Source organism: Pyxidicoccus xibeiensis (assembly GCF_024198175.1).
Taxonomy (GTDB): Bacteria; Myxococcota; Myxococcia; order Myxococcales; family Myxococcaceae; genus Myxococcus; species Myxococcus xibeiensis.
The window spans coordinates 39,511-60,356 of the sequence record NZ_JAJVKV010000013.1 but is presented as its reverse complement, the minus strand read 5'-3'; the positions used below and the strand labels follow the sequence as shown (position 1 = coordinate 60,356).

The following is a 20,846-nucleotide window of genomic DNA, read 5'->3' as shown; positions in this document are numbered from 1 at the left end:
CGGGGCCGAGCACGGTGCGCTAATGTGCTTGACGCTGTGGGTGCGGGGCGCTCGGATGCGCGGCCATGACCGAGTTGCTGACCCGCGCGGAAGCGTCGAAGTACAAGCAGACCTCGCTCCACTCCGACGTGCTCGCCTTCGTCGACGAGCTCTGCCGGCGCACGAAGCTCGCCCGGCGCGTGGACTTCGGGAAGAGCGGCGAGGGCCAGCCCCTGGTGGCGCTCATCGTGAGCGACCGGGGCTGCTTCACTCCCGAGCTGGCCCGCAAGCAGAAGAAGGTCGTGGTGATGGTGGAGGCCAACATCCACGCCGGCGAGGTCGAGGGCAAGGAGGCGCTGCTCGCGCTCGCGCGTGACTTGACGCTCACGAAGCTGGGCAAGTCGCTGCTCGACAAGCTGTGCCTGGTGCTCGTCCCCAACTTCAACCCGGACGGCAACGACCGCATCAGCCCCAACAACCGCAAGCTGAACCTCCAGGACCTCGAGGGCCAGGTGAACCCCGAGGGCGGCGTGGGCATGCGCTACACGGGTGAGGGCTGGAACCTCAACCGCGACAACATGAAGCAGGAGGCGCCCGAGACGCGCGCGCTCGCGAAGCTGCACCAGACGTGGTGGCCGCACGTCTTCATCGACTGCCACACCACCGACGGCAGCATCCACGCGTGCGACCTGACGTACGACACCTCGCACTCCAACGAGCCCCTCTTCGCCCAGCTGCGCGCGTACAACCGGACGATGCTGGAGCGCGTGGCCAAGGCGGTGAAGAAGCACGGCTTCGACAGTTTCTGGTACGGCAACTACAAGGAGGAGGGCAACCCGACCTCGGGCTGGCACACCTACCCTGCCCTGCCGCGCTTCGGCAGCCACTACCGGGGCCTGCTGGGACGCATCGACGTGCTCCTGGAGACGTACAGCTACATCGACTTCCCGCGCCGCTGCGCGGTGATGCGGGCGTGGCTGCTGGAGCTGCTGCGCGATGCCGCGAAGCACGCCAAGGCCTACCGCGCCGTCACCGAGGCGGAGGAGGAGCGCATCATCGCGCGCGGCGAGTCCCCCGACGTGCAGCAACTGGTGGGCATCAACTACGGCGTCGCCACGCGTGACGACAAGGGCGCGCTCACCTTCGAGTACCCCGCCCACGCGATGCCCGGCGACATCGCCGCGGTCCTGTCCTACGACGAGGCGAGCATCGCCGCGCGGCGCTACCCGGGGAAGCGCAAGCGCACCTACCGCATGCCGCACTACCGGACCTTCGTCCCCACGCAGTCGGTGAGCACGCCGGCCGGGTACCTGGCGCCAGCGGAGCTCGCTTCGCGCCTGGAGGGCCATGGCATCCGCTTCGAGCGCCTGCCCACGTCCCAGCGCTTCACGGTGGACAGCTACCGCGTGGCCCGGCGAGAGGAGACGTTCAGCCCCGACGTGGCCACCAACGTGCCTCCGCTCGGCGAGGCGGAGGTGCCGCAGAGCCAGAAGCCCAAGCCCACGCGCTTCGAGACGGTGCTGACGGTGTCGCCCGAGCGCTCCACGCGCGAGTTCCCGGAAGGGACGCTCTACGTCCCCACCGCGCAGCGCGCCGGCACGCTGGCCGTGTACCTGCTCGAGCCGCACTCGGATGACGGCTTCTGCCGCTGGCAGTTCCTCGACAAGCACATCACCGTGGGTGAGTTCTTCCCCGTGCACCGCGTGATGCAGCCCGCCGCCGCGCCCAGGAAGGCCGAGTAGCAAGACGGTCCGGGCTCTCCCGCCCATCCTGGCGGCGGGAGCGCGCGGCAAGGCGGCTCAGTGCTGCCGCCGCTGCCAGTACTGGCCGGAGTAGTCGCCGCAGGCCACCAACCTCAGCTGGTCATTGACCCCGTCATTGAGGATGTCGAGGCACTTACCGTCGCCAGGCCACTGCGCCTTGAGGCGGAAGAACTCGGGCCACGGGGTGGGCACGAGCTGCCAGAGCTGGCCGCCGTAGCTGCCGCAAGGCGCCAGTTGCAGCCTGTCATTGATGCCATCATTGATGACGTCGACACACAGATTGAAGCCAGCCTGCCGGTTCTTGAGGCGGAAGTACCCGGGCCAGTCCGTCGGAGTCATCCGCCACTCCTGGGTGAAGGAGGCGCTGCAGCTCCTCATGGCCAGCCCACCGATGACGCTCTCGATGCACTTTCCGGTGCCGAGCCACATCGAGGTGAGGTCGTAGCGCGGGTAGACGCAGAAGATATGGCCGTTGGTGTTCGGCTGCGCCGAGCCAGGGACGAAGCCCGCGGGGCACTGCGCGGTGGAGCGGCCGCTCACGCGCGCCCAGACATGCCGGACCGAGGCGATGTCGTCGTCGCTCAGGTCGGGCACGTCCCAGTACAGGTTCATGATGCCGGGAGGCTGATCGAAGGGAAGCTGGTACGTCGCTTCCGAGTAGGTGTCACCCAGGCCGAGCTGGTGGCCATACTCGTGCAGCTCGCGCTTGTAGATCTCACTGTCGAACTCGCCCCGGCCCGCCACGTTGAGGAAGGACCAGAACTGCGCGTAGCCGCGCTCGCGGGTCTGGTCTCCCATCACCTTGTAGACCTTCAGGTTTCCATCCGTGTCCGGACACGCGGTGCTCGAGCCCACCAGGTACAGGTGAATCGTCCAGACGCCCCAGCCCGGCTGCGACTCGAGTGCGTCGTTCCAGCGGTTGACCACCAGCTCCATCAGGGCGCGGTACGACTCGCGTTTGCTGGTTGAGATGGGAAAGGTGTAGTTGGAGAAGATGCAGACCGGGTAGAAGATCTCCCCGCTGCCTTGCAGGGTCCTGGCCTTCTCATACTCCGTCAGGATCGAGTAGCTGAGCGTGTTGAGGTAGCTCAGCTCGCTTCGAGCAGTCTCCGGCTGCTGCTGCGCGGGAGCCGCCGGCTCTTCCGGCGCTGCACAGCCCGCGACTGCGCCCAAAGCCATTCCCATCAGCGCGATGGCAGCGAGGCGAGAGCTGTGTCTGTTGATGCAGGGTTCGTTCACGAGGTTGCTCCAGTAGCAGTGTTCGGGGAAAGCAAGGACGATAGGCTCCTCCGTGAGGACTCACCGCGTGAAACTCCAGATCTTCCTCCTTGTCGCCAGCGTGACGGGCTGCGCCACCGTCCCTGCTGTACGCCCCGAGCCGAAAGCGCCAGTGCCACTGCTCCAGGATGGCGTCACCGTCGAGGCGGCGCGCGGCATCTGGCGCTCGCGAGGGTACGGGCTGGTGCTCTCCGTCACGGTGGACGGAGTGAAGCTGCACCACGAGACGAAGGCGGGCTGCTACCCGGACCCTGGCGGTGACACGAGCCCGCTCCAGAACCTCGCCTACGTCGTGCCCGGCTCGACGCCGGACACGCTGACCGTCACCAGCTGGCCCGGGGAGACCCTGTACCTCTTCCAGCGCCTCCAGGCCCTGCCCGAGTCCTGCGCGGCGAAGACGGAGTGGACCCCGCCGCGCCTGTTCGAGGTGTTCGCGGCGACCTTCGAGGAGAGCTACGCCTTCTTCCAGGAGCGCGGCGTGGACTGGCGGGCACGCGTGGCCGCGCTCCGCCCGCGCGTCACCGAGACGACGGAGCCGCGCGCCCTCTTCCAGGTCTTCAAGGAGCTGACGACGGGGCTGGAGGACGCGCACACGCAAATCGAGGCCGAGGTCGACGGCGAGACGCTCAGCTACGGAGAGGGAGACAAGCCGACGCTCCAGAGGGTGAAGGCCGAGGGGCCGAAGACCGGCGTCACGGAGCGCGAGGCCCAGCGCGCGTGGCTGGGCGCCTACCGCGACGGCATCCTCCAGACAGTGCTGAAGGGCACGGGCCACCACGTCGCAAACAAGCGCATCCTCCACGGGCGCATCGGCGACGTCGGCTACCTCAACGTGCTGACCCTGGGCGGCTACGCCGGCGACGACGAGCCGCCGCTCGACGAAGAGCTGCGTGCGCTGGGCGTGGCGCTCGACGAGGCGCTGACGTCGTTCCAGGGCGCGCGGGCCGTCATCGTCGACGTGAGCAACAACCGCGGAGGCCATGACCGCGTCGCCCGGGAGCTTGCCTCGCGCTTCACCGACGGCCGGCACCTGGCCTACGCCAAGCGGCCCTTCCAGGCGGACGTGCCGCCCCAGGCCTTCCACGTGGAGCCGGCCACCGGGCCGCGCTTCACGGGGCCCGTCTACCTGCTGACGAGCGACATCACCGTGAGCGCCGGGGAGATCTTCACCCTGTCCATGCGCGCGCTGCCCAACGTCACCCACGTGGGCACCGCCACGCGCGGCGCCCTGTCCGACGTGCTCGTCAAGCCGCTGCCGAACGGGTGGCGAGTCGAGCTGTCCAACGAGCTGTACTTCGACCCCGAGGGCAAGCAGTTCGAGGCCCGGGGCATCCCTCCCGAGCTGCCGCTCGACGTCTTCCCCGAGGCGGACCTTCGCGGCGGCCACGCGAGGGCCGTGCTGTCGCTGGTGGAGCTGGCGAGGCAGCGCGCCCGGTAGCTCAGCCGAGCAGCCGCACCGGGGCCTCGGCGTGCCAGGCCAGGATGTCCTCCAGCGCGTCGCGGTAGAAGACGGCGTAGTTCTCCTTCGTCACGTAACCCAGGTGCGGCGTCAGCACGACGCCGGGCAGCGTGAGCAGCGGGTGGTCCGCCGGCAGCGGCTCGACGGAGAAGACGTCCAGCCCCGCCCCGGCGATGCGCCGCTCGCGGAGCACGGCCAGCAGCGCCGCCTCGTCCACCAGCCCTGCGCGCGCCGTGTTGACGAACCAGGCCGTCGGCTTCATCGCGCGCAGCTCCGGCTCGCCCACAACGCCGCGCGTGCGCTCCCCCAGCACGAGGTGCAGGCTGACCACGTCGGAGGTGGAGAACAGCTCCCCCTTCTCCACCCGGCGCGCTCCGACCTCCGCCGCCCGCGCGTCGGTGAGGTTCTGGCTCCAGGCCACCACCTCCATGCCGAACGCCGCGCCCACCCGCGCCATCTGCCCGCCGAGCTTCCCCAGCCCCACGAGCCCCAGCCGCTTGCCCGCCAGCCCCTCCGTCAGGCCCGTCTGCCAGGTGCCCGCCCGCAGCGCGCGGTCCTCCGCCGGGATGCGCTTCACCAGCGCCAGGATGAGGCCCCAGGCCAGCTCCGCCGTGGGCGCGCCCACGTTCCCCGTGCCGCAGACGGTGATGCCACGCGCCCGGCAGGCCTCCAGGTCGATGGCCGCGTTGCGGCCGCCCGTGGTGACGAGCAGCCTCAGCCGGGGCAACCGCTCCAGCAGCGCGGCCGGAAACGGCGTGCGCTCGCGCATCAGGACGATGACGTCGAAGGGCTGGAGCGCCGCGACGCGCGCCTCGAGGTCGGCGAGGTGTCGCTCGAAGACGTGCAACCCACTGCCCGCGGGCAGCCGGCTCCAGTCGGCGAGGTCTCGTGCGACTCGCTGGTAGTCATCCAGGATGGCGATGTTCAGGGTCATGGCTTCCACGGGCTCCCACGCGCCGTCCGCGTCCATGGTCGGACGGGTACCGCCGGAGTATCCTGGAGCTCGGCCCCCCATGGAACGCCAACCGCGCGCATCACGGACGACGCCCATCGCTCCTCAGCTGCTCAAGGAGCACCTGCGCCAGGGCGCCGCGGCGCGCGAGGCCTCGATTGCCCTGTTCATCAGCGTGGTCTGCGCGTGCTGCGTGGTCACCACGCTCTGCTTCGGGCCGCTCATCGGCTGGCGGCATGCGGGCTCCATCGCCGGTGTGGTCGCGTGTTTCGGCCTCTATTACACGTGGGTCTACCGCCACCTGCGCGGGACGGAGCCCTCGCCCACGCTCCTGTGGCTCAACGTCGGGCTGGAGAGCTCGCTCGTCGGCATCCTGTTCCTGATGGACGCCTACCACGCCGACCCCGAGCTGGCGCTGGGCAACCCCATCCTCATCATCGGCGCGGGTGCCATCGTGCTGTCGGCGCTCCGCGCGGACCCGCGCCTGCCCCTCTTCGCGGCGACCATCACCGCCCTGGAGCTGCTGGTGCTGTACGCCTTCGTTGCGTACCCGCGCCTGGCCACCCCGGTGCCGCTGATGCTGTCGCCCCCGGTCATCCTCCTGAGGGCCTTCTACTTCCTGGTGGTCGGCTTCCTCGCGCGGCTCATCGTGCGGCAGTTCCGGGGCATGGCCGAGGAGGCGCTGCGCGCCATCCGCCAGCAGGAGCTGATGGGCCGGTACTTCCTCCACGAGCGGCTGGGCGTCGGAGGCATGGCGGAGGTGTTCCGCGCCACCTACAGCCCCGAGGGCGGCATCGAGAAGACGGTCGCCGTGAAGCGCATCCTCCCGGCCTACGCGGAGGACCCGCAGTTCATCACGCTGTTCCGCCGGGAGGCGGAGCTGGGCTCGCTCCTCCAGCACCCCAACATCGTCCAGGTGCTCGACGTGGGCCGCCTGGAGGACACGCACTTCATGGCCATGGAGTACGTGGACGGGCTGTCGCTGCGCCAGCTCCTCAAGGAGTCCGGGCCGCTGCCGGTGGCCGCCGTCACCTACCTGGGCGCGGAGCTCGCCGCGGCGCTCGACTACGTCCACCGGCGCACGTCGCGAGACGGCGTGCCGCTGAACCTCATCCACCGCGACATCAACCCTCCCAACATCCTCCTGTCCCGCATTGGCGACGTGCAGCTCAGCGACTTCGGCATCGCCCGCGCCGTCACGCATGCCTCCGTCACCCGGCTGGGCCACATCCGCGGGAAGACGGACTACATGGCGCCCGAGCAGCTCATGGCCGGGCCCCTGGACGGGCGCGTGGACCTGTTCGCGCTGGGCCTCACGCTGCACGAGGCCCTGACGGGACAGCGGGTCCTCCACGGGTTCGAGGAGGGGTCGCGGTCGGCCATCCTCACCTTCATCCAGGAGCTGCGCCCGCCCTCCGCCCTGCGCCCGGAGGTGCCTCCGGAGGTGGACGCGGTGGTGATGTCGCTGCTCCAGGTCCGTCCGGAGGACCGCCCCCAGCGGGGCAACGACCTGGAGGACCTGCTGCGCGCGCTCCCGGGACCGGTGGCGCCCTACCCCTACGGACAGTCGGCGCTGGCCCACGCCATCCGGGACGTGCTGGCACGCCGGACGGGAGGCGTCCGCCCGCCGCTGCCGCCCAACGCCGCGCCCCTGCCTTCGGAGAGCACCCCGAGCTGGGACTCCACCACCTACATCAGGCCGGGCAGAGGCAGCTGACGGCCGCTACAGGCTGCCGACCATCCAGGCGCTCCCCAGCACGACCGACAGGGCAGAGGCCACCCGGGGCACATGCGTGCTCACCGTGGCGGGCACCCGGCCCGACTGGGAGACGCTGGCGAGCACCGCCGTGAGCGCGGACATGGCCAGGGTGCTGCCAATGGAGAAGCCGCCCAGGAAGAGGACCCGGTCCGCCATGGAGCCGGAGACGACGGCCGGGAGGATGAGCAGCAGGGCCGCCGCGCCGGTGAGGCCGTGAATCAGGCCCACCACCACCACGCCCCGTGTCGCTGCCTCCGGAGACCCCGCGAGCGCACGGCGGCGCAGGCCCCACACGCCCATTCCCATCAACGCGAGCGCCGCGATGCGCTCGGCCCACCGCTCGACGCCCTCCAGGTGGACGGCCGAGACGACCAGCATCAGCACCGCGGACGCCGCCAGCGTTCCCAGCCCGTGGCCGATGCCCCACAGCAGCCCGACCCGCCACGCTCCGTGACGCCGGCCCACCGACAGTGGCGCGAGGCTGAGAAGGTGGTCCGGCCCGGAGAGCGCGTGAAGTGCACCTGAACCCAGTCCCGCCAACGCCATGACCATCGAGAAGCTCCTTCCACCAGATGGAGCCAAAGATGACGACGACGCCCATTCTCGGCAAAGACATCGTTCCGGCGGTTTCGATAGCCTGAAGCTATCAGCCGAGGGGCTGGAGCCCGTGTGCCCGGTGCGCCTCCAGCTGCATCGAGCGCTGGAAGCGCCTGCTCGTGCTCCAGCCGGGAGGCCCGCGCCGCGCCCTACCCGCCCGTGGCGGGCCGCATCGCCAGCTGCACCGGGGCCACCTCACGCCACCAGGGCGTCGGCTTCTCCACGTGGGCGGGCTCGACGGCGGCGCCCAGGCGCGGGGTGAAGAGGCGCACCTGCTGCTCCGAGGCCAGCTGCACCAGCGTCTCCGCCGGCTCGTCCCACGCGTGGAGGGCCAGGTTGAAGGTGCCCCAGTGCACCGGCATCAGCGTGCCGCCGCCGAGCATCGCGTGCGCCTTGAGCGCGTTCTCCGGCCCCAGGTGGATGCCGCCCCAGCTCGGGTGGAACGCGCCCACCTCCAGCATCACCAGGTCGAAGGGCCCGTGCCTGCGGCCAATCTCCTCGAACTCCGACGTCAGCCCGGTGTCGCCGCTGAAGAAGACGCGGCGCCGGTCCGTGGTCAGTACCCAGGACGCCCACAGCGTCTCGTTCCGGTCCCCCAGGCCACGCCCGGAGAAGTGCTGCGACGGCGCGGCGGTGAAGGCCACCGGGCCCACGCGGGCCTCCTCCCACCAGTCCAGCTCGGTGATGAGCTCCGGGGGCACGCCGAACGCCTCCAGGTGCGTGCCCACGCCCAGCGCGGTGATGAACGGCACCCGCAGCTTCGCGAGCGCGGTGATGGTGGGGCGACACAGGTGGTCGTAGTGGTCGTGCGACACGAGCACCGCGTCCAGCTTCGGCAGGGCCTCGAGCGGCACCGGCGCCGGGTGGAAGCGCTTGGGCCCGGCGAAGGACATGGGCGAGGCGCGCGCGCCCCACACGGGGTCGGTCAGGATGCGGGCCCCGTCCAGCTCCAGCAGCAGGGTGCTGTGCCCCAGCCAGGTGACGCGCAAGCCGCTCTCCGGCCGGCGCGTCCACGACTCCAGCGGGCTCAGCAGGGGCAGCGGCCCCGGCGGCGTGCGCTGCGTTCCACCGAAGAAGTACTCGCCCAGCAGGGGCAGCGGGTTGCCCTGGAGGCCCGGTCCCACGGGGGCCGTGTTGCGGAAGTGGCCGTCCGTGTACTGGCGGGAGGCCCGCATCCGCTCGAGTCGAAGTCCTGAGTGAGGCATCCCTGGCGTCTAACGCCTCTTCCCCGGCCTGGCCACCCCACCTGTGTGAAGAAACGTCTAGCGGCTGTCCTTGCGCTTCTGCTGGCGAGCCTGCTCCGCCCGGAGCGCGCCACCAATCCGGCGGCCCGCCACCAGCGTCATCTTCGACACCGGGTTGCCCTGCCTCTTCGGCCACGGCGGGCGCCACGTCGACACGCTCTTGCCGGGGAAGCTCTTGTTCTTCATGCGTTCGGTCCTCACGAGCAGAAGGAGGACAGACTGGCCTGGCGTGGAGCGCCCGTCAGCCCGTCCAGAGGCACACCGTTTCCCTGAGTAACGCCACCCGAAACATGTGCATGCCCACGCTGCGGCAACCTGCCCGCCAGGGGGCAGCCGGCCGGGCGTGCCGCGCCCGCCTCCCTGCTCTGATGCCGCGGTCAGCCCTTCCGGGGCGGTGCCTGACGGGTGGCCTTCAGGATCTTCACCGGCGGCGTGAGCTTCTGCTCGCGGGAGGGCGCCTGCTGGATGGCGCGCACCACGTCCATGCCCTTCACCACCCGGCCGAAGGCCCCGAAGCCCTGGCCGTCCGGGTTGCGCTTGCCACCATGGTCCAGCTCGGGCTGGTCCCCCACGCAGATGAAGAAGTCGGAGGTGGCGGTGTCCGGCGTGTCGCGCGCCATGGATACCGCGCCGTCCACGTGCTTGAGGCCGGTGACGTTCGTGCGCTCCAGCGCGATGGGCGCGCCGTCCTCGGCCTGGCGGGCGGGGTTGATGCCCCCCTGGATGACCTCAATCTTCACCGCGCTGTTCGGTTGGTTGTCCGGCTTCACCGTGCGGTGGAACACGCCGCCCTCGTAGAGCCCCGCGTCCAGGTACTTGAGGAAGTTGGCCACCGTCTTCGGCGCGCGGGCCTCGTCCAGCTCCAGCTCGATGGCCCCCTTCTCCGTCTGGAGCAGCACACGCACCGTCTTCGAGGGGGGTGGCGCGGCACCCTTCTTCGGCGCGGCGGCGGGCGCGGCGGCAGGAAGGGCGAGCAGCAGGGCGAGGCAGACGGAAGCGAGGGTCTTCATCGGCGGCACCTGGGGTATGGAGGACAGCGCCGTGATAGCCCAGCACGGCCAGGAAAGCGCCCTTCGTCCGTATCCCCCTCCAGCAGCCCCATCCCGACGAGATTGCACGATGACCGCCCGCTACAACCTGCTGTCACCCGAGCTGAAGCTGAATCCATACCCGGCGTACGCGGACCTGCGCCGCAACGCCCCGGTGTGCCAGGTGGACCCGGGTGGGATGTGGGCGGTGTCCCGCTACGAGGACGTGATGTACGTGCTCAAGAACCCGCAGCTCTTCTCCTCGAAGGGCTTCGGGGCGGCGACGAATCCCCCGTGGCTGGGCGGCAACCCCTTCTCCGAGTCGATGCTCGCCATGGACCCGCCCCAGCACGGGCGGCTGCGGGTGCTCGTCTCCCGGGCCTTCGGCGCCCCCGCCATGGCGCGCCTCGAGCGCCGCGTGCGCGCCTTCGCCGAGGAGGCCGTGGCCGCGCTGCCCCTGGGCCAGCCCTTCGACATCATGCCGCCCTACGCCCTGCGCATCCCCGCCAGCGTCATCGGCGACATGCTGGGCGTGGAGCCCGCGCTGCACTCGAAGCTCAAGCGGTGGGCGGACCTCATCACCGGCGGCGTCACCACCGTGCGTCCGGACGAGGAGGACCGCAAGCAGCTGGCGCGCGATGCCGTGGCGGAGCTGAAGGCGTACTTCGGTGACCTGCAGGAGCGCCGCCGCGCCGAGCCCGGCGAGGACATGGTGAGCGACCTGGTGCGCGCCCGCGTGGACGGAGAGGCCCTGTCGCGCGACGAGGTCATCGCCTTCTGCGCCCTGCTGCTGGTGGGCGGCATCGAGTCCGCGGTGAACATGCTGGGCTCCTCGCTCGTCACGCTGCTGGAGCAGCCGGAGCTGCTCACGCGGCTGCGCGCGGACCGCTCGCTCATCCCCAGCTTCGTGGAGGAGATCTTGCGCTACGAGCCGCCCGCGCAGGCCGCGCCGCGCGTCACCACCCAGGACGTGGAGCTGGGCGGCGTCCGGCTCCCCCAGGGCTCGCGCGTGCTGGTGCTGATTGGCTCGGCCTGCCGCGACGACGCGCAGTACGCCAACGGCGACCGCTTCGACCTGGACCGGCCCACGCCGCAGAACCTGCCCTTCGGCCATGGCGTCCACTTCTGCCTGGGCGCGCAGCTGGCGCGGATGGAGGGCCGGCTGGCGCTGGAGGCGCTGCTGGACCGCTGCGGCCGGCTGGAGCGCGGCCCCGAGCCCATGACGTGGCACCGCACGCTGGTGGTGCGCGGGCCCGCCACGCTGCCCATCGTGCTGCACCCCGCCTGAGGCGGGCGGTCCGGCGTCAGAGCGGTCCGCCCAGGTCCGCGGGCGGCGGCGGGGCCGGGGTGCGCTCGCCATGGCCGATGCGCGAGTGCTTGCGGCCATAGCCGAAGTAGATGAGCAGCCCCAGCCCCAGCCAGGCGATGAGGCGCAGCCACGTCTCCATCCCCAGGCCCGCCATGAGGGACACGCAGATGCCGATGCCCAGCAGCGGCACCACCGGCACGAAGGGCGTGCGGAAGGGCCGGGGCAGCTCCGGCTGGCGGTAGCGCAGCACCAGGATGCCGCCGCAGACGACGACGAACGCGAACAGCGTGCCGATGGAGACGAGCTGGCCCAGCAGCGCAATGGGGAACAGCCCCGCCACCACCATGGCCACCGCGCCCGTCAGCAGCGTGGACGCGTAGGGCGTCTTGAAGCGCTGGTGTACGCGCGAGAAGAAGGGCGGCAGCAGCCCGTCGCGCGACATGGCGTAGAAGATGCGCGGCTGCCCCATCAGCATCACCAGCACCACCGACGCCAGGCCGGCGATGGCGCCCAGGCTGACGATGGGGCGCAGCCAGTTGAGCGCCGACCCCGCGCGGGAGATGGCCACGTACACGGGCTCCGGCACGTTGAGGGTGTCGTACCGCGCCAGGCCCGTCATCACCGCCGACATGAGGACGTACAGCAGCGTGCAGACGGCCAGCGAGCCCAGGATGCCCACCGGCAAGTCCTTCTGCGGGTTGCGCGTCTCCTGCGCCGCGGTGGACACCGCGTCGAAGCCGATGAAGGCGAAGAAGATGACGCCCGCGCCCGCCAGGATGCCGCTCCAGCCGTACACACCGAACGTGCCCGTGTTCTCCGGGATGAAGGGCGTCCAGTTGGCGGGCTCCACGTAGAACGCGCCGAAGCCGATGACGAGCAGGACGACCGCCACCTTCAGGAAGACGATGAAGTTGTTGACCCGGGCGGACTCGTGGACGCCGACGGTCAGCAGCCCCGTCAGCAGCGCCACCAGCAGCGCCGCCGGCAGGTTGACGATGGCGCCGGTGAGGTGCGGCGTGTGCGAGCCGGGCCGCACGTCGAAGGGCGCGGTGATGAGCTCCGGCGGCAGGTGCAGCTGGAGGTAGTCCCGCAGGAACGAGGTGAAGTAGCCGGACCAGCCCACCGCCACCGTGGAGGAGGCGAAGAGGTACTCCAGGATGAGGTCCCAGCCGATGATCCACGCGATGAGCTCACCCAGCGTCGCGTAGCCATAGGTGTAGGCGCTGCCGGCGACGGGAATCATCGCGGCGAACTCCGCGTAGCACAGCCCGGCGAACAGACAGCCCAGGCCCGCCAGCACGAAGGACAGGACGATGGCCGGCCCCGCGTGCTGCGCCGCCGCCGTCCCCGTCACGACGAAGATGCCCGCGCCGATGATGGCGCCCACCCCCAGCAGCGTCAGGTGGAACCCGGTCAGCGTGCGGCGCAGCTCATGGCCACCGCCTTCTTCGACCTGCAGCTGGGAGATGCTCTTCTTCGACCAGATGCCCATGCGCGGCATCCAACACCGCGCCACGGCCTGGAGGAAGCCCTGTCAGCGGCCAACCCCGGGCGACTGTCACCCCCAGGGCGGAGCACCGGACCGCGAAGCCCGGCGCTAGCCGCGGCGCCAGCCGTCGCGGCGGTCCTCACGCGTCTCGCGGCGGTCCTCCCGCTGCTCGCGCCGGTCCTCGCGCAGCTCCTGGTGCCCCTCGCGCAGCTCGCGCTCGCCCACCTGGATGAGCTCCACGATGAGGTCGCGCTTGCGGTGCAGGGCTCCATCCCGGCGGCGCCCCTCCAGCTCCGCCAGCTCCCGGGCGATGGCCTGGCGGGTGCGCAGCGAGGCCGCCTCCGCCCTCACGTCGCGGCGGTCATCGCGGAGGTCGCGCCGGTCATCCCGGACATCGCGCCGGTCGTTCGAGGCCGCGCGCCGCCGGCCCCACGCCGCGTCGTCGCGGGCCTCCCACTGCTCCGCGCGCAGCTCGCGCTGGCTGCGCCGCGACTCGGACATGTCCGAGGCCAGCTCGGCGCGGCTCTCCGCCAGCTCCGCCCAGAGCAGCCGGCGCAGCGTGGACTCCACCGCGTCCATCTCCCGCGCGCTCCGGCGCGCCCAGGCGTGGTCGAAGCGGGAGAGCACGCTCTTCAGATCCTCCAGGTCGCGGCGGTCGTCCCGGATTTCCCGGCGGTCCTGCCGCACCTCGTGGCGGTCCTGCGCGCGCTCCGTGTAGTTGCGACGCTCCTGCGCCTGCGCTCCACCTGCGAAGAGAAGGGCTGCGACCAGAGCGGAAGAGATGCGGTTCATGGGGGTGTCCTCGGGAGCTCGAAGCTCGCTGTCCTGTTCGCAAGGATGGACGGAAGGGGGTCCGGTTTATTCGATAAGCCACGCTTCCACCCCGGGAGCCGGGATGTTTCGGACCCCACACAACCCGTGCACGCGATTCGCACGAGGGGGATTCCGTTCCGCTATGTCCAGGACCATCCTTCCGCATCGTCCTGGAACGCCTGTGAGCCCACCTGGCCTGACAACCGAGGAGCCCCGGCCGAAGGCCACCATCCTCAACGTCAACGACACGCCCGCCGTCCTGTACCTCCACAGCCTCGTGCTCAAGGGTGCCGGCTATCAGGTCGTGGAGGCGAGCTCGGGGATGGAGGCACTCCGGCTGGCCGCCGGGCGGCCGGACATGGTGCTCCTGGACGTCCACATGCCCGACATCGACGGGTACGAGGTGTGCCGGCGCCTGCGCGCCCAGGAGGGCACGAAGGACCTGCTCATCGCCCACCTCTCCTCGGTCTCCGTCAGCCGGGAGGACCGGGTCCGGGGCCTGGCCCAGGGCGCGGACGCCTACTGGACGTCGCCCATGGAGGACGAGGAGCTGCTGGCCAACGTGGAGGCGCTGCTGCGGCTGCAGGGGCGCGCCCAGGCGGCCGTCCGGGCCCGCGACGAGTTCCTCTCCATTGCCGCCCACGAGCTCAAGACGCCCATCACCGCGCTGCGGCTCCACCTGGAGCGGGTCGTCCACCAGAGCTCCCGCGCCCCGTCCGGAACCCTGCCCCTGGCCACCTTGGAGGCGAGCACCCTGCCCGCGCTCCGTCAGCTGGCGCGCCTGCAGCAGCTGCTCGACACCCTGCTGGACGTGTCACGCGTCGGCAGCCACCGGATGACGCTGCAGGTGGAGACCCTGGACCTGGTAGAGCTCATCCAGGACGTGACGCAGCGCCTGTCGGTCCAGGCCCGGGCCGCGGACGTGGAGCTCCAGCTGGAGCTGCCCCCCGGGCAGGTCATCCACTTCGGGGACCGCCTCCGGCTGGAGCAGGTGCTGAGCAACCTGCTCACCAATGCGTTCAAATATGGTAGCGGCCGGCCCGTGCACGTCCAGTTGCGGGAGCAGGACGACGCCCTCCTGCTGACGGTCCGCGACCATGGCATCGGCATCTCCCCCCAGGACCACGCCCGCATCTTCAACCGCTTCGTGCGCGCGGACGGCGCCAGGGAAGCGGATGGGCTGGGGCTGGGGCTGTTCATCGCGAAGGAAATCGTCACGGCCCATGGGGGCACCATCACCGTCGACAGCCAGCAGGGACAGGGCGCGACATTCCAGGTGAGGCTCCCCCGGCACCGGACGGAGCGGTACTGACGAAAGAGAGGACATCTGTGTCGGCCGGAAGTGATGTGGGCGGCAGGAGCGAGCGGAAGGGACGGCAGGAGCGGCTGGTGACCGGCGTTCCACGCCTCGACTTCATCACCAAGGGGGGCCTGCTGAAGGGTGCGTCCTACGCATTCCTGGGGCCGCCCGGTTCGGGCAAGACGGTGCTGGCCCACCAGATTGCCTTCAACCACGTCAAGCAGGGTGGACGCGTCCTCTACGTGACGCTGCTCACCGAGTCGCACGCGCGCATGCTGACGAACCTCGAGGAGATGGCGTTCTTCGACTCGAGCGTCATCCCCGACAAGCTGCACTACATCAGCGGCTACCGGGAGCTGGAGACCGAGGGGCTCAAGGGGATGCTGGAGCTGGTGCGGCGCGCCACCCGGCAGCACCAGGCCACGCTGCTCATCATCGACGGCATGGACGCGGCGAAGGAGTTCGCCCGGAGCGACCTGTCCTTCAAGCGCTTCCTCCAGGAGCTGCAGACGTTCGTCAGCATCATCGGCTGCACGACGCTGCTGCTGTCCCCCCACCACGAAGGGGAGATCCACCCGGAGACCACGGCGGTGGACGGCATCTTCGAGCTGTCGCTCTGGCTGGCCGGGCCGCGCGCGGTGCGGGAGCTGGTGGCGCTCAAGTTCCGGGGCAGCGACTCGCTGCTGGGCAAGCACGAGCTGGAAATCTCGAACAAGGGCATCATCATCCACCCCCGCACGGAGGTGCAGTTCTCCAACCCCGAGGACCGGGGCCGCGAGGACCGCATCCGGATGCCCTTCGGCATCCAACGCCTGGACGACGCGCTGCATGGCGGGGTGCTCTCCGGCTCCACCACCCTGCTGCTGGGCAGCCCGGGCACGGGCAAGACGCTGCTGGGGCTCCACTTCCTCCTCCAGGGGGCCCGGGAGGGCCAGCCCGGCGTCTACTTCGGCTTCTACGAGACGCCGGTGCGGCTGATGGAGAAGGCCGCCGGCGTGGGCATGAGTGACTTGAAGAAGTACGTGGACAAGGGGCTCATCGAAATCCAGTGGCAGCCGCCGCTGGAGCACACCATGGACGCGCTGGCGGAGCGGCTGCTGGAGCGCATCCAGGAGCGCAAGGTGAAGCGGCCGCGGCTCTTCGTGGACAGCGTGGCGGGCTTCCGCTCCGCCGCCGTCTACCCGGAGCGCATGCCGCGCTTCTTCTCCGCCCTCTCCCACCAGCTGCGCATGCTGGACGTCACCACCCTCTACTCGGACGAGACGGCGCTGTTCTCCTCGTCCGTGGAGACGCCGCAGCCCGAGGCGGCGGCGTACGTGGAGAACATCATCTACCTGCGCTACGTGGAGCTGCGCTCGCAGCTGTACCGGCTGCTCTCCATCATGAAGATGCGGGAGAGCCAGTACGACAGCGGCATCCGGGAGTTCGCCATCTCCGATGACGGCATCACCGTCGCGGACACGTTCAGCAGCGCGGAGGCGGTCCTCACCGGGCAGGCACGACTGAGGGCGGACGCCAAGGACACGGACCTCCATCCCCCCATGGGCACGCCCGGGAGCAAGAAGCCCAAGAAGCCCAAGCGGGGTCTGCTGCGCCGGAGGCGGTCATGAAGACCGTCCTGGTCGTGGACGACGAGCTCGACATCGCGGAGGCGGTGAAGTCCATCCTCGAGGACGAGGGCTACAACGTCGTCGTCTGTGCCAACGGCCGCGAGGCGCTCCAGCGCCTGGACGGCGTGCGGCCGGACCTGGCCATCGTGGACGTGATGATGCCGGTGATGAACGGCTTCGAGACCATCCGCGCCATCCGCCGCCACCCGGACTTCAGTCAGCTGCCCGTGCTCATCATGAGCGCCATCGACCCGTCGGTGCGGCCCAAGGAGTACGACTGGGCGGGGTTCCTCAAGAAGCCCTTCTCCCTGAAGGACCTGCTGGAGCACGTGCACACCCTCGCCCCCACCGAGCCCGAGGGTGTGGCGTAGCGTCGAAGAAGCAGGAGGGGCCCGGACCTCGCGGTCCGAGCCCCCCTGCTGCGTCACTTCCGCTCAGCGGCGGACTACGGCCGCAGCTCCCAGATGGCCCGGCCGAAGGTGGCGGCGCGCACCAGGCTGGAGTCCGGGAGGATCTGCACGTCCGTCACGTTGACCAGCGGCATGCCGGCGCCGAAGCGGGTCCACGAGGCGCCCGCGTCGGTGGAGCGGTACACGCCCAGGTGCGTGGCGGCGTACAGCGTGGCGCTGCTGGTGGGGTCCACGGTGACGGTGTTCACCGGCACGCCCGCGGGCAGGCCGTTCTCGATGACCGTCCAGGTGGCGCCGAAGTCGGTGGACTTCCACAGGTGGTTGAACGCCGCGTCCGCGACGACCGAGCTCACGTAGATGACGTTCGCGTTGGCCGGGTCGAACACGATGTCGCTCAGGCTGTAGCCGTTGTTCGGCAGCGCGCCGGCCTGCGTCCAGGAGGTGCCGCCGTTGCTGGTGAGGAACACGCGGCCGGTGTTGGCGACCGCGCCGATGACGCTCGCGTTCGACTTCGCCGCGCCCACGTTGCGCAGGAAGAGGCTGGTGGTGGGCAGGCCGGTGGCGCCGAGCGCCGTCCAGGAGGTGCCGAAGTTGGTGGAGCGGTACACCCGGGCGTTGGTGTGCGTGTACACGGTGTTGCCCGTGGCGTCAGCCAGGCCCAGCGCCATGCGCGTCACGAAGGGCGCGGTGCCGCTGTTGTTGCACTCGGTGATGCCGGTGCACGCGGCCACCCAGTTGAGCCCGCCGTCGGTGCTGCGCTGGATGCGCGAGTAGTACAGCGAGCCGAGCATCAGGCTGGCGTTGGTCGGGTGGATTTCGCTGTCGAAGCCGTCGCCGCCAATCTCCTGGTTGTAGATGGCGGTGTCATTCACGCGCACGCGGGTGCCGTTGTCCTGCAGGCCCGCGATGACGGCGTTGCGGTTGGCCCCGGACATGCCGAGGTCGTAGACGAGGTGCGAGGCGATGCCCAGGTTGAGCGCGTCGGAGAAGGTGGTGCCGCCGTCGGCGGAGACGAAGACGCCGCCGTCACTGCCCACGTAGAGCTTGCCGGCCGCGTCGAAGGCCGCCGCGTGGAAGTCCGCGTGCACGTACGGCAGGGCGAACTGGCCCAGCCAGTTGCTGACCTGCGAGTACGAGGCGCCACCGTCCGTGGTCTTCGCCAGGTGCAGCGCGCCGCCGAAGAACACCAGGCTCGGGTTCGTCGGGTGGACGATGAGCAGGTGGTCGTACCAGCCCTGGCCGTTGAACAGGGTGCTGACGGTGCGGCCCTCGGCGTTGCCGTTCTTGTAGCGCTTGCCGCCGGCGGCCAGCGCCGTCCAGCTGGTGCCACCGTTGGTGGACTTGTAGATGTCCGCCAGGTTGCCGGCGGGGTTGGCCGCCAGCGCGTACAGGGTGGTGCGGCTGGAGGGCGCCGCGGCCAGGGTGATGCGCTCCAGGCCACCGGTGGACGTGATTCCCGTGCTCCGCGTCCACGTGGCGCCGTTGTCGTTGGAGGCCCAGACCTGGCCCTGGGTGGCGCCGTTGGCGTTGAGCGGGTCCGCGTCGATGGCGGCGACGAAGCGCGTGCCACCGGCCCACTCAATGGACCAGCCGTACGTGGGACCGGGGAAGCCGGTGTTCAGGGGGATGGCGGACCACGTCGCGCCCGCGTCCACCGAGCGGAACAGGCCGGCGTTGGTGGCCGCCAGCACGATGTTGCTGTTGCCCGGCGCCACCATGAGGTCGGGAATCTCCGTGGCGTTGCCCAGGTACACGGGCGCGAACCAGGTGTTGCCGCCGTCGGTGGACTTCACCAGGCCGATGCCCGTGCCGTCGAACGGGTCGCCGAGGCCCAGGTACAGCGTGTTGCTGTTGTTGGGGTCCATCGACAGCGAGCCCGTGGACAGGCTGCCCAGCGTCTCCGTCTTCGGCGTCCACGTCGCCCCGGCGTCGGTGGACTTCCACACGCCGCCGCCCGAGAAGGCGATGTAGAGCGTGGAGGCGTTGGTCGGGTCGATGATGATGTCGCGCACCCGGCCCGTGTCCGTCTTGTTCAGGATGGTGCCACCGTTCTGCGCGTAGTTGGCCTTGGTCGGCCCGATGTTCACCCACGTCGTGCCGGTGGCCGCCAGCGAGGCGGACGGATCTCCCGCCGGGAGGATGGGCGAGCTCGTGCCCGGCAGCAGCGAGGAGTACGTCTCACGCTCCTTCGCCGCGGCCTGGTTCATGTGCTTGCGGAACGCCGCGGACCAGGGGCCGCCCTTCTTCTGCTTGCCGTACTGCTTGCCGTAGGACTCGTTGTACCACTCGTCCATCGCCCGCCTGCGGCCGTTCGGGTCGTCCTTCTCTCCCGCGAGGACGGGCCCGCTCAACACCACTGCCGCTGCCGCAAACCACCGCTGCCACGCTTTCCACTGAGACATCCGTACTCCTGAGGGGCCTGGGGAACGTCCGCCCGGGGGGAGTACAACGATAACGCAATTTTCTTTTTATGAGAAGATGGCAAAGAATCCGTGAATGGTTTGGATTCAAAGCAAAGAGGAGCTTTCGCACTCCCCCAGGGCCGGTGCGCATGCGGTCGGGAAGGACCCTCCGAACCCGCATGGAAATCGCGGCGCAAGGGAGAGACTCGGGCCCCCCGCGGGTGGCCACTTCCCCTCTGGCGGGTGGCTATGCTGCGCGCGCCATGACCACTTCCTTCGCCGCGCACTTCCCTGCCCTGCGCTCCGGGTTCAGCTACCTGGACAACGCCGCCGGGGCCCAGGTGCCCACGCACACCATCGACGCCATCTCCGCGTTCCTCTCCAGCGGGAGCTGCAACGTGGGGCAGCCCTACCCGGCCTCGGTGGCGGCCACGGCACTGAAGGCCCGGGCGCGCGTGGAGACGGCGGAGTTCCTCCACTGCCAGCCGGAGGAGGTCCTGCTGGGCACCAGCGCCACCTCGCTCACCTTCCAGCTGGGGCGCGCCTTCTCGCGCCTGTTCCGCGCGGGGGACGAGGTGGTCATCTCCGAGCTGGAGCACGAGTCCAACGCCACCCCCTGGCGGATGCTGGAGGCCCAGGGCGTGGGGGTGCGGACGTGGAAGGCGCGCTGGCCCGAGGGCCGGCTGGAGCTGGCGGACCTGCGCGCGCTGCTCACCCCGCGCACGCGGCTGGTGGCGGTGACGGCGGCGGCCAACTCGGTGGGCGCCACGCCGGACGTGGCCGGCACCGTGGCGCTGGCGCACGAGGCGGGCGCCTGGGCCATCGTGGACGCGGTGCACTCCAGCCCGCACCACCTGCCGGACGTGCAGGGCTGGGGCGCGGACTTCGTCACATTCTCCCAGTACAAGGTCTTCGGCCCGCACCTGGGCTGCCTGTACGTGCGCCGCGAGCTGCTGCCCGGGCTGCCCGCCGACAAGCTCTGGTTCGTCCCCGACGACAGCCCGCAGAAGTTCGAGCCCGGCACGGCCAACCACGAGGGGCTCGCCGGGTGGCTGGGCTCCCTGCGCTACCTGCGCGAGGTGCTGGGCGGAGGGCAGCCGGGGCGCGCGGGCCTGGAGGCGGCCTTCCACCGCATCGAGGCCCTGGAGCGCCCGCTGCTGGAGTCCACGCTGGAGCGGCTGCTCGCGCACCCTCGCGTGCAGCTGTACGGCCCCCGGGAGGCGCGCGGTCGGGTGGCCACCTTCTGCTTCAACGTGAAGGGCGTCCCCACGCGCGCGGTGGCGGAGCACCTGGCGGCGCGAGGCGTGGGCGTGGCCGCCGGCCACTACTACGCCACCCTGGCCGCGCAGGCGCTCGGCCTCATGCCCGACGGGGCCGTGCGCGCCTCGCTGCTGCACTACAACACCGCCACGGACGTGGACCGGCTCTTCGAGGGGCTGGACTCGCTCCGCTGA

The 20,846-nt window shown here is 70.5% G+C and carries 17 protein-coding genes; 8 read left to right on the top strand and 9 right to left on the bottom strand.

The window, feature by feature from the left end; all coding sequences use genetic code 11:
• Positions 1-65: 65 nt before the first annotated feature.
• On the top strand, positions 66-1,721 hold the full coding sequence (locus LXT23_RS38385) for a M14 family metallopeptidase (RefSeq protein ID WP_253985408.1): 1,656 nt from the start codon (positions 66-68) through the stop codon (positions 1,719-1,721).
• A 57-nt stretch (positions 1,722-1,778) separates the two neighbouring features.
• On the opposite strand, the gene LXT23_RS38380 is transcribed toward LXT23_RS38385, so the two are convergent.
• On the bottom strand, positions 1,779-2,921 hold the full coding sequence (locus LXT23_RS38380; RefSeq protein ID WP_253985407.1) for an RICIN domain-containing protein: 1,143 nt from the start codon (positions 2,919-2,921) through the stop codon (positions 1,779-1,781).
• 127 nt (positions 2,922-3,048) lie between these two features.
• On the opposite strand from LXT23_RS38380, the gene LXT23_RS50490 reads away from it, so the two are divergent.
• A complete protein-coding gene (locus LXT23_RS50490; RefSeq protein WP_253985406.1) occupies positions 3,049-4,458 on the top strand; it encodes a S41 family peptidase in 1,410 nt (469 codons plus the stop codon).
• A gap of 1 nt (position 4,459) precedes the next feature.
• On the opposite strand, the gene LXT23_RS38370 is transcribed toward LXT23_RS50490, so the two are convergent.
• Positions 4,460-5,413: a D-2-hydroxyacid dehydrogenase family protein gene (locus LXT23_RS38370; protein WP_253985405.1), complete on the bottom strand. Its 954-nt coding sequence runs from the start codon at positions 5,411-5,413 to the stop codon at positions 4,460-4,462.
• A gap of 79 nt (positions 5,414-5,492) precedes the next feature.
• Between LXT23_RS38370 and LXT23_RS38365 the strand changes: the two genes are divergently transcribed.
• On the top strand, positions 5,493-7,148 hold the full coding sequence (locus LXT23_RS38365) for a serine/threonine-protein kinase (RefSeq protein ID WP_253985404.1): 1,656 nt from the start codon (positions 5,493-5,495) through the stop codon (positions 7,146-7,148).
• A 6-nt stretch (positions 7,149-7,154) separates the two neighbouring features.
• Here LXT23_RS38365 and LXT23_RS38360 read toward each other — a convergent pair whose 3' ends face one another.
• From LXT23_RS38360 to LXT23_RS38345, 4 genes are all read right to left on the bottom strand, one after another.
• Positions 7,155-7,736, bottom strand: a complete 582-nt coding sequence (locus LXT23_RS38360; RefSeq protein WP_253985403.1) for a HupE/UreJ family protein — start codon at positions 7,734-7,736, stop codon at positions 7,155-7,157.
• Positions 7,737-7,936: 200 nt separating this feature from the next.
• Positions 7,937-8,992 (bottom strand): MBL fold metallo-hydrolase, encoded by a 1,056-nt coding sequence (locus tag LXT23_RS38355; RefSeq protein ID WP_253985402.1) that lies wholly within the window; start codon positions 8,990-8,992, stop codon positions 7,937-7,939.
• Positions 8,993-9,049: 57 nt separating this feature from the next.
• Complete coding sequence (locus LXT23_RS38350) at positions 9,050-9,217, bottom strand: hypothetical protein (RefSeq protein ID WP_253985401.1); 168 nt, start codon at positions 9,215-9,217, stop codon at positions 9,050-9,052.
• Between the two features lie 191 nt (positions 9,218-9,408).
• Positions 9,409-10,041 (bottom strand): peptidylprolyl isomerase, encoded by a 633-nt coding sequence (locus LXT23_RS38345; RefSeq protein WP_253985400.1) that lies wholly within the window; start codon positions 10,039-10,041, stop codon positions 9,409-9,411.
• Between the two features lie 109 nt (positions 10,042-10,150).
• Between LXT23_RS38345 and LXT23_RS38340 the strand changes: the two genes are divergently transcribed.
• Positions 10,151-11,347 (top strand): cytochrome P450, encoded by a 1,197-nt coding sequence (locus LXT23_RS38340; protein WP_253985399.1) that lies wholly within the window; start codon positions 10,151-10,153, stop codon positions 11,345-11,347.
• Positions 11,348-11,363: 16 nt separating this feature from the next.
• On the opposite strand, the gene LXT23_RS38335 is transcribed toward LXT23_RS38340, so the two are convergent.
• Together LXT23_RS38335 and LXT23_RS38330 are read right to left on the bottom strand one after the other, a co-directional pair.
• Positions 11,364-12,860: an amino acid permease gene (locus tag LXT23_RS38335; protein WP_253985398.1), complete on the bottom strand. Its 1,497-nt coding sequence runs from the start codon at positions 12,858-12,860 to the stop codon at positions 11,364-11,366.
• Positions 12,861-12,965: 105 nt separating this feature from the next.
• Positions 12,966-13,649 carry a hypothetical protein gene (locus LXT23_RS38330; RefSeq protein WP_253985397.1) on the bottom strand — a complete coding sequence of 228 codons (684 nt, stop codon included), beginning with the start codon at positions 13,647-13,649 and terminating at the stop codon, positions 12,966-12,968.
• A gap of 202 nt (positions 13,650-13,851) precedes the next feature.
• Here LXT23_RS38330 and LXT23_RS38325 point away from each other — a divergent pair, with 202 nt between their 5' ends.
• The 3 genes from LXT23_RS38325 to LXT23_RS38315 all read left to right on the top strand — a co-directional run bounded on the left by LXT23_RS38325 (position 13,852) and on the right by LXT23_RS38315 (position 16,951).
• Complete coding sequence (locus LXT23_RS38325) at positions 13,852-14,982, top strand: hybrid sensor histidine kinase/response regulator (protein ID WP_253985396.1); 1,131 nt, start codon at positions 13,852-13,854, stop codon at positions 14,980-14,982.
• A gap of 77 nt (positions 14,983-15,059) precedes the next feature.
• On the top strand, positions 15,060-16,580 hold the full coding sequence (locus LXT23_RS38320) for an ATPase domain-containing protein (protein ID WP_253985395.1): 1,521 nt from the start codon (positions 15,060-15,062) through the stop codon (positions 16,578-16,580).
• Entirely contained in the window at positions 16,577-16,951 is a 375-nt protein-coding gene (locus tag LXT23_RS38315) for a response regulator (RefSeq protein ID WP_253985394.1), read from the top strand. Before LXT23_RS38320 ends, LXT23_RS38315 begins: the two co-directional genes overlap by 4 nt.
• Before the next feature lie 74 nt (positions 16,952-17,025).
• Here LXT23_RS38315 and LXT23_RS38310 read toward each other — a convergent pair whose 3' ends face one another.
• Positions 17,026-19,392, bottom strand: a complete 2,367-nt coding sequence (locus LXT23_RS38310; RefSeq protein WP_253985393.1) for a WD40/YVTN/BNR-like repeat-containing protein — start codon at positions 19,390-19,392, stop codon at positions 17,026-17,028.
• Positions 19,393-19,655: 263 nt separating this feature from the next.
• Between LXT23_RS38310 and LXT23_RS38305 the strand changes: the two genes are divergently transcribed.
• Positions 19,656-20,846: a cysteine desulfurase-like protein gene (locus LXT23_RS38305; RefSeq protein ID WP_253985392.1), complete on the top strand. Its 1,191-nt coding sequence runs from the start codon at positions 19,656-19,658 to the stop codon at positions 20,844-20,846.

Bases quoted from the DNA above. Each gene is read 5' to 3' on its own strand.
- LXT23_RS38335 (WP_253985398.1), bottom strand. From the start codon at position 12,860: ATGGGCATCTGGTCGAAGAAGAGCATCTCCCAGCTGCAGGTCGAAGAA.
- LXT23_RS38310 (WP_253985393.1), bottom strand. From the start codon at position 19,392: ATGTCTCAGTGGAAAGCGTGGCAGCGGTGGTTTGCGGCAGCGGCAGTG.
- LXT23_RS38315 (WP_253985394.1), top strand. From the start codon at position 16,577: ATGAAGACCGTCCTGGTCGTGGACGACGAGCTCGACATCGCGGAGGCG.
- LXT23_RS38330 (WP_253985397.1), bottom strand. From the start codon at position 13,649: ATGAACCGCATCTCTTCCGCTCTGGTCGCAGCCCTTCTCTTCGCAGGT.
- LXT23_RS38365 (WP_253985404.1), top strand. From the start codon at position 5,493: ATGGAACGCCAACCGCGCGCATCACGGACGACGCCCATCGCTCCTCAG.
- LXT23_RS38345 (WP_253985400.1), bottom strand. From the start codon at position 10,041: ATGAAGACCCTCGCTTCCGTCTGCCTCGCCCTGCTGCTCGCCCTTCCT.
- LXT23_RS38380 (WP_253985407.1), bottom strand. From the start codon at position 2,921: ATGGCTTTGGGCGCAGTCGCGGGCTGTGCAGCGCCGGAAGAGCCGGCG.
- LXT23_RS38350 (WP_253985401.1), bottom strand. From the start codon at position 9,217: ATGAAGAACAAGAGCTTCCCCGGCAAGAGCGTGTCGACGTGGCGCCCG.
- LXT23_RS38360 (WP_253985403.1), bottom strand. From the start codon at position 7,736: ATGGCGTTGGCGGGACTGGGTTCAGGTGCACTTCACGCGCTCTCCGGG.
- LXT23_RS38355 (WP_253985402.1), bottom strand. From the start codon at position 8,992: ATGCCTCACTCAGGACTTCGACTCGAGCGGATGCGGGCCTCCCGCCAG.
- LXT23_RS38340 (WP_253985399.1), top strand. From the start codon at position 10,151: ATGACCGCCCGCTACAACCTGCTGTCACCCGAGCTGAAGCTGAATCCA.
- LXT23_RS38370 (WP_253985405.1), bottom strand. From the start codon at position 5,413: ATGACCCTGAACATCGCCATCCTGGATGACTACCAGCGAGTCGCACGA.
- LXT23_RS38385 (WP_253985408.1), top strand. From the start codon at position 66: ATGACCGAGTTGCTGACCCGCGCGGAAGCGTCGAAGTACAAGCAGACC.
- LXT23_RS38305 (WP_253985392.1), top strand. From the start codon at position 19,656: ATGACCACTTCCTTCGCCGCGCACTTCCCTGCCCTGCGCTCCGGGTTC.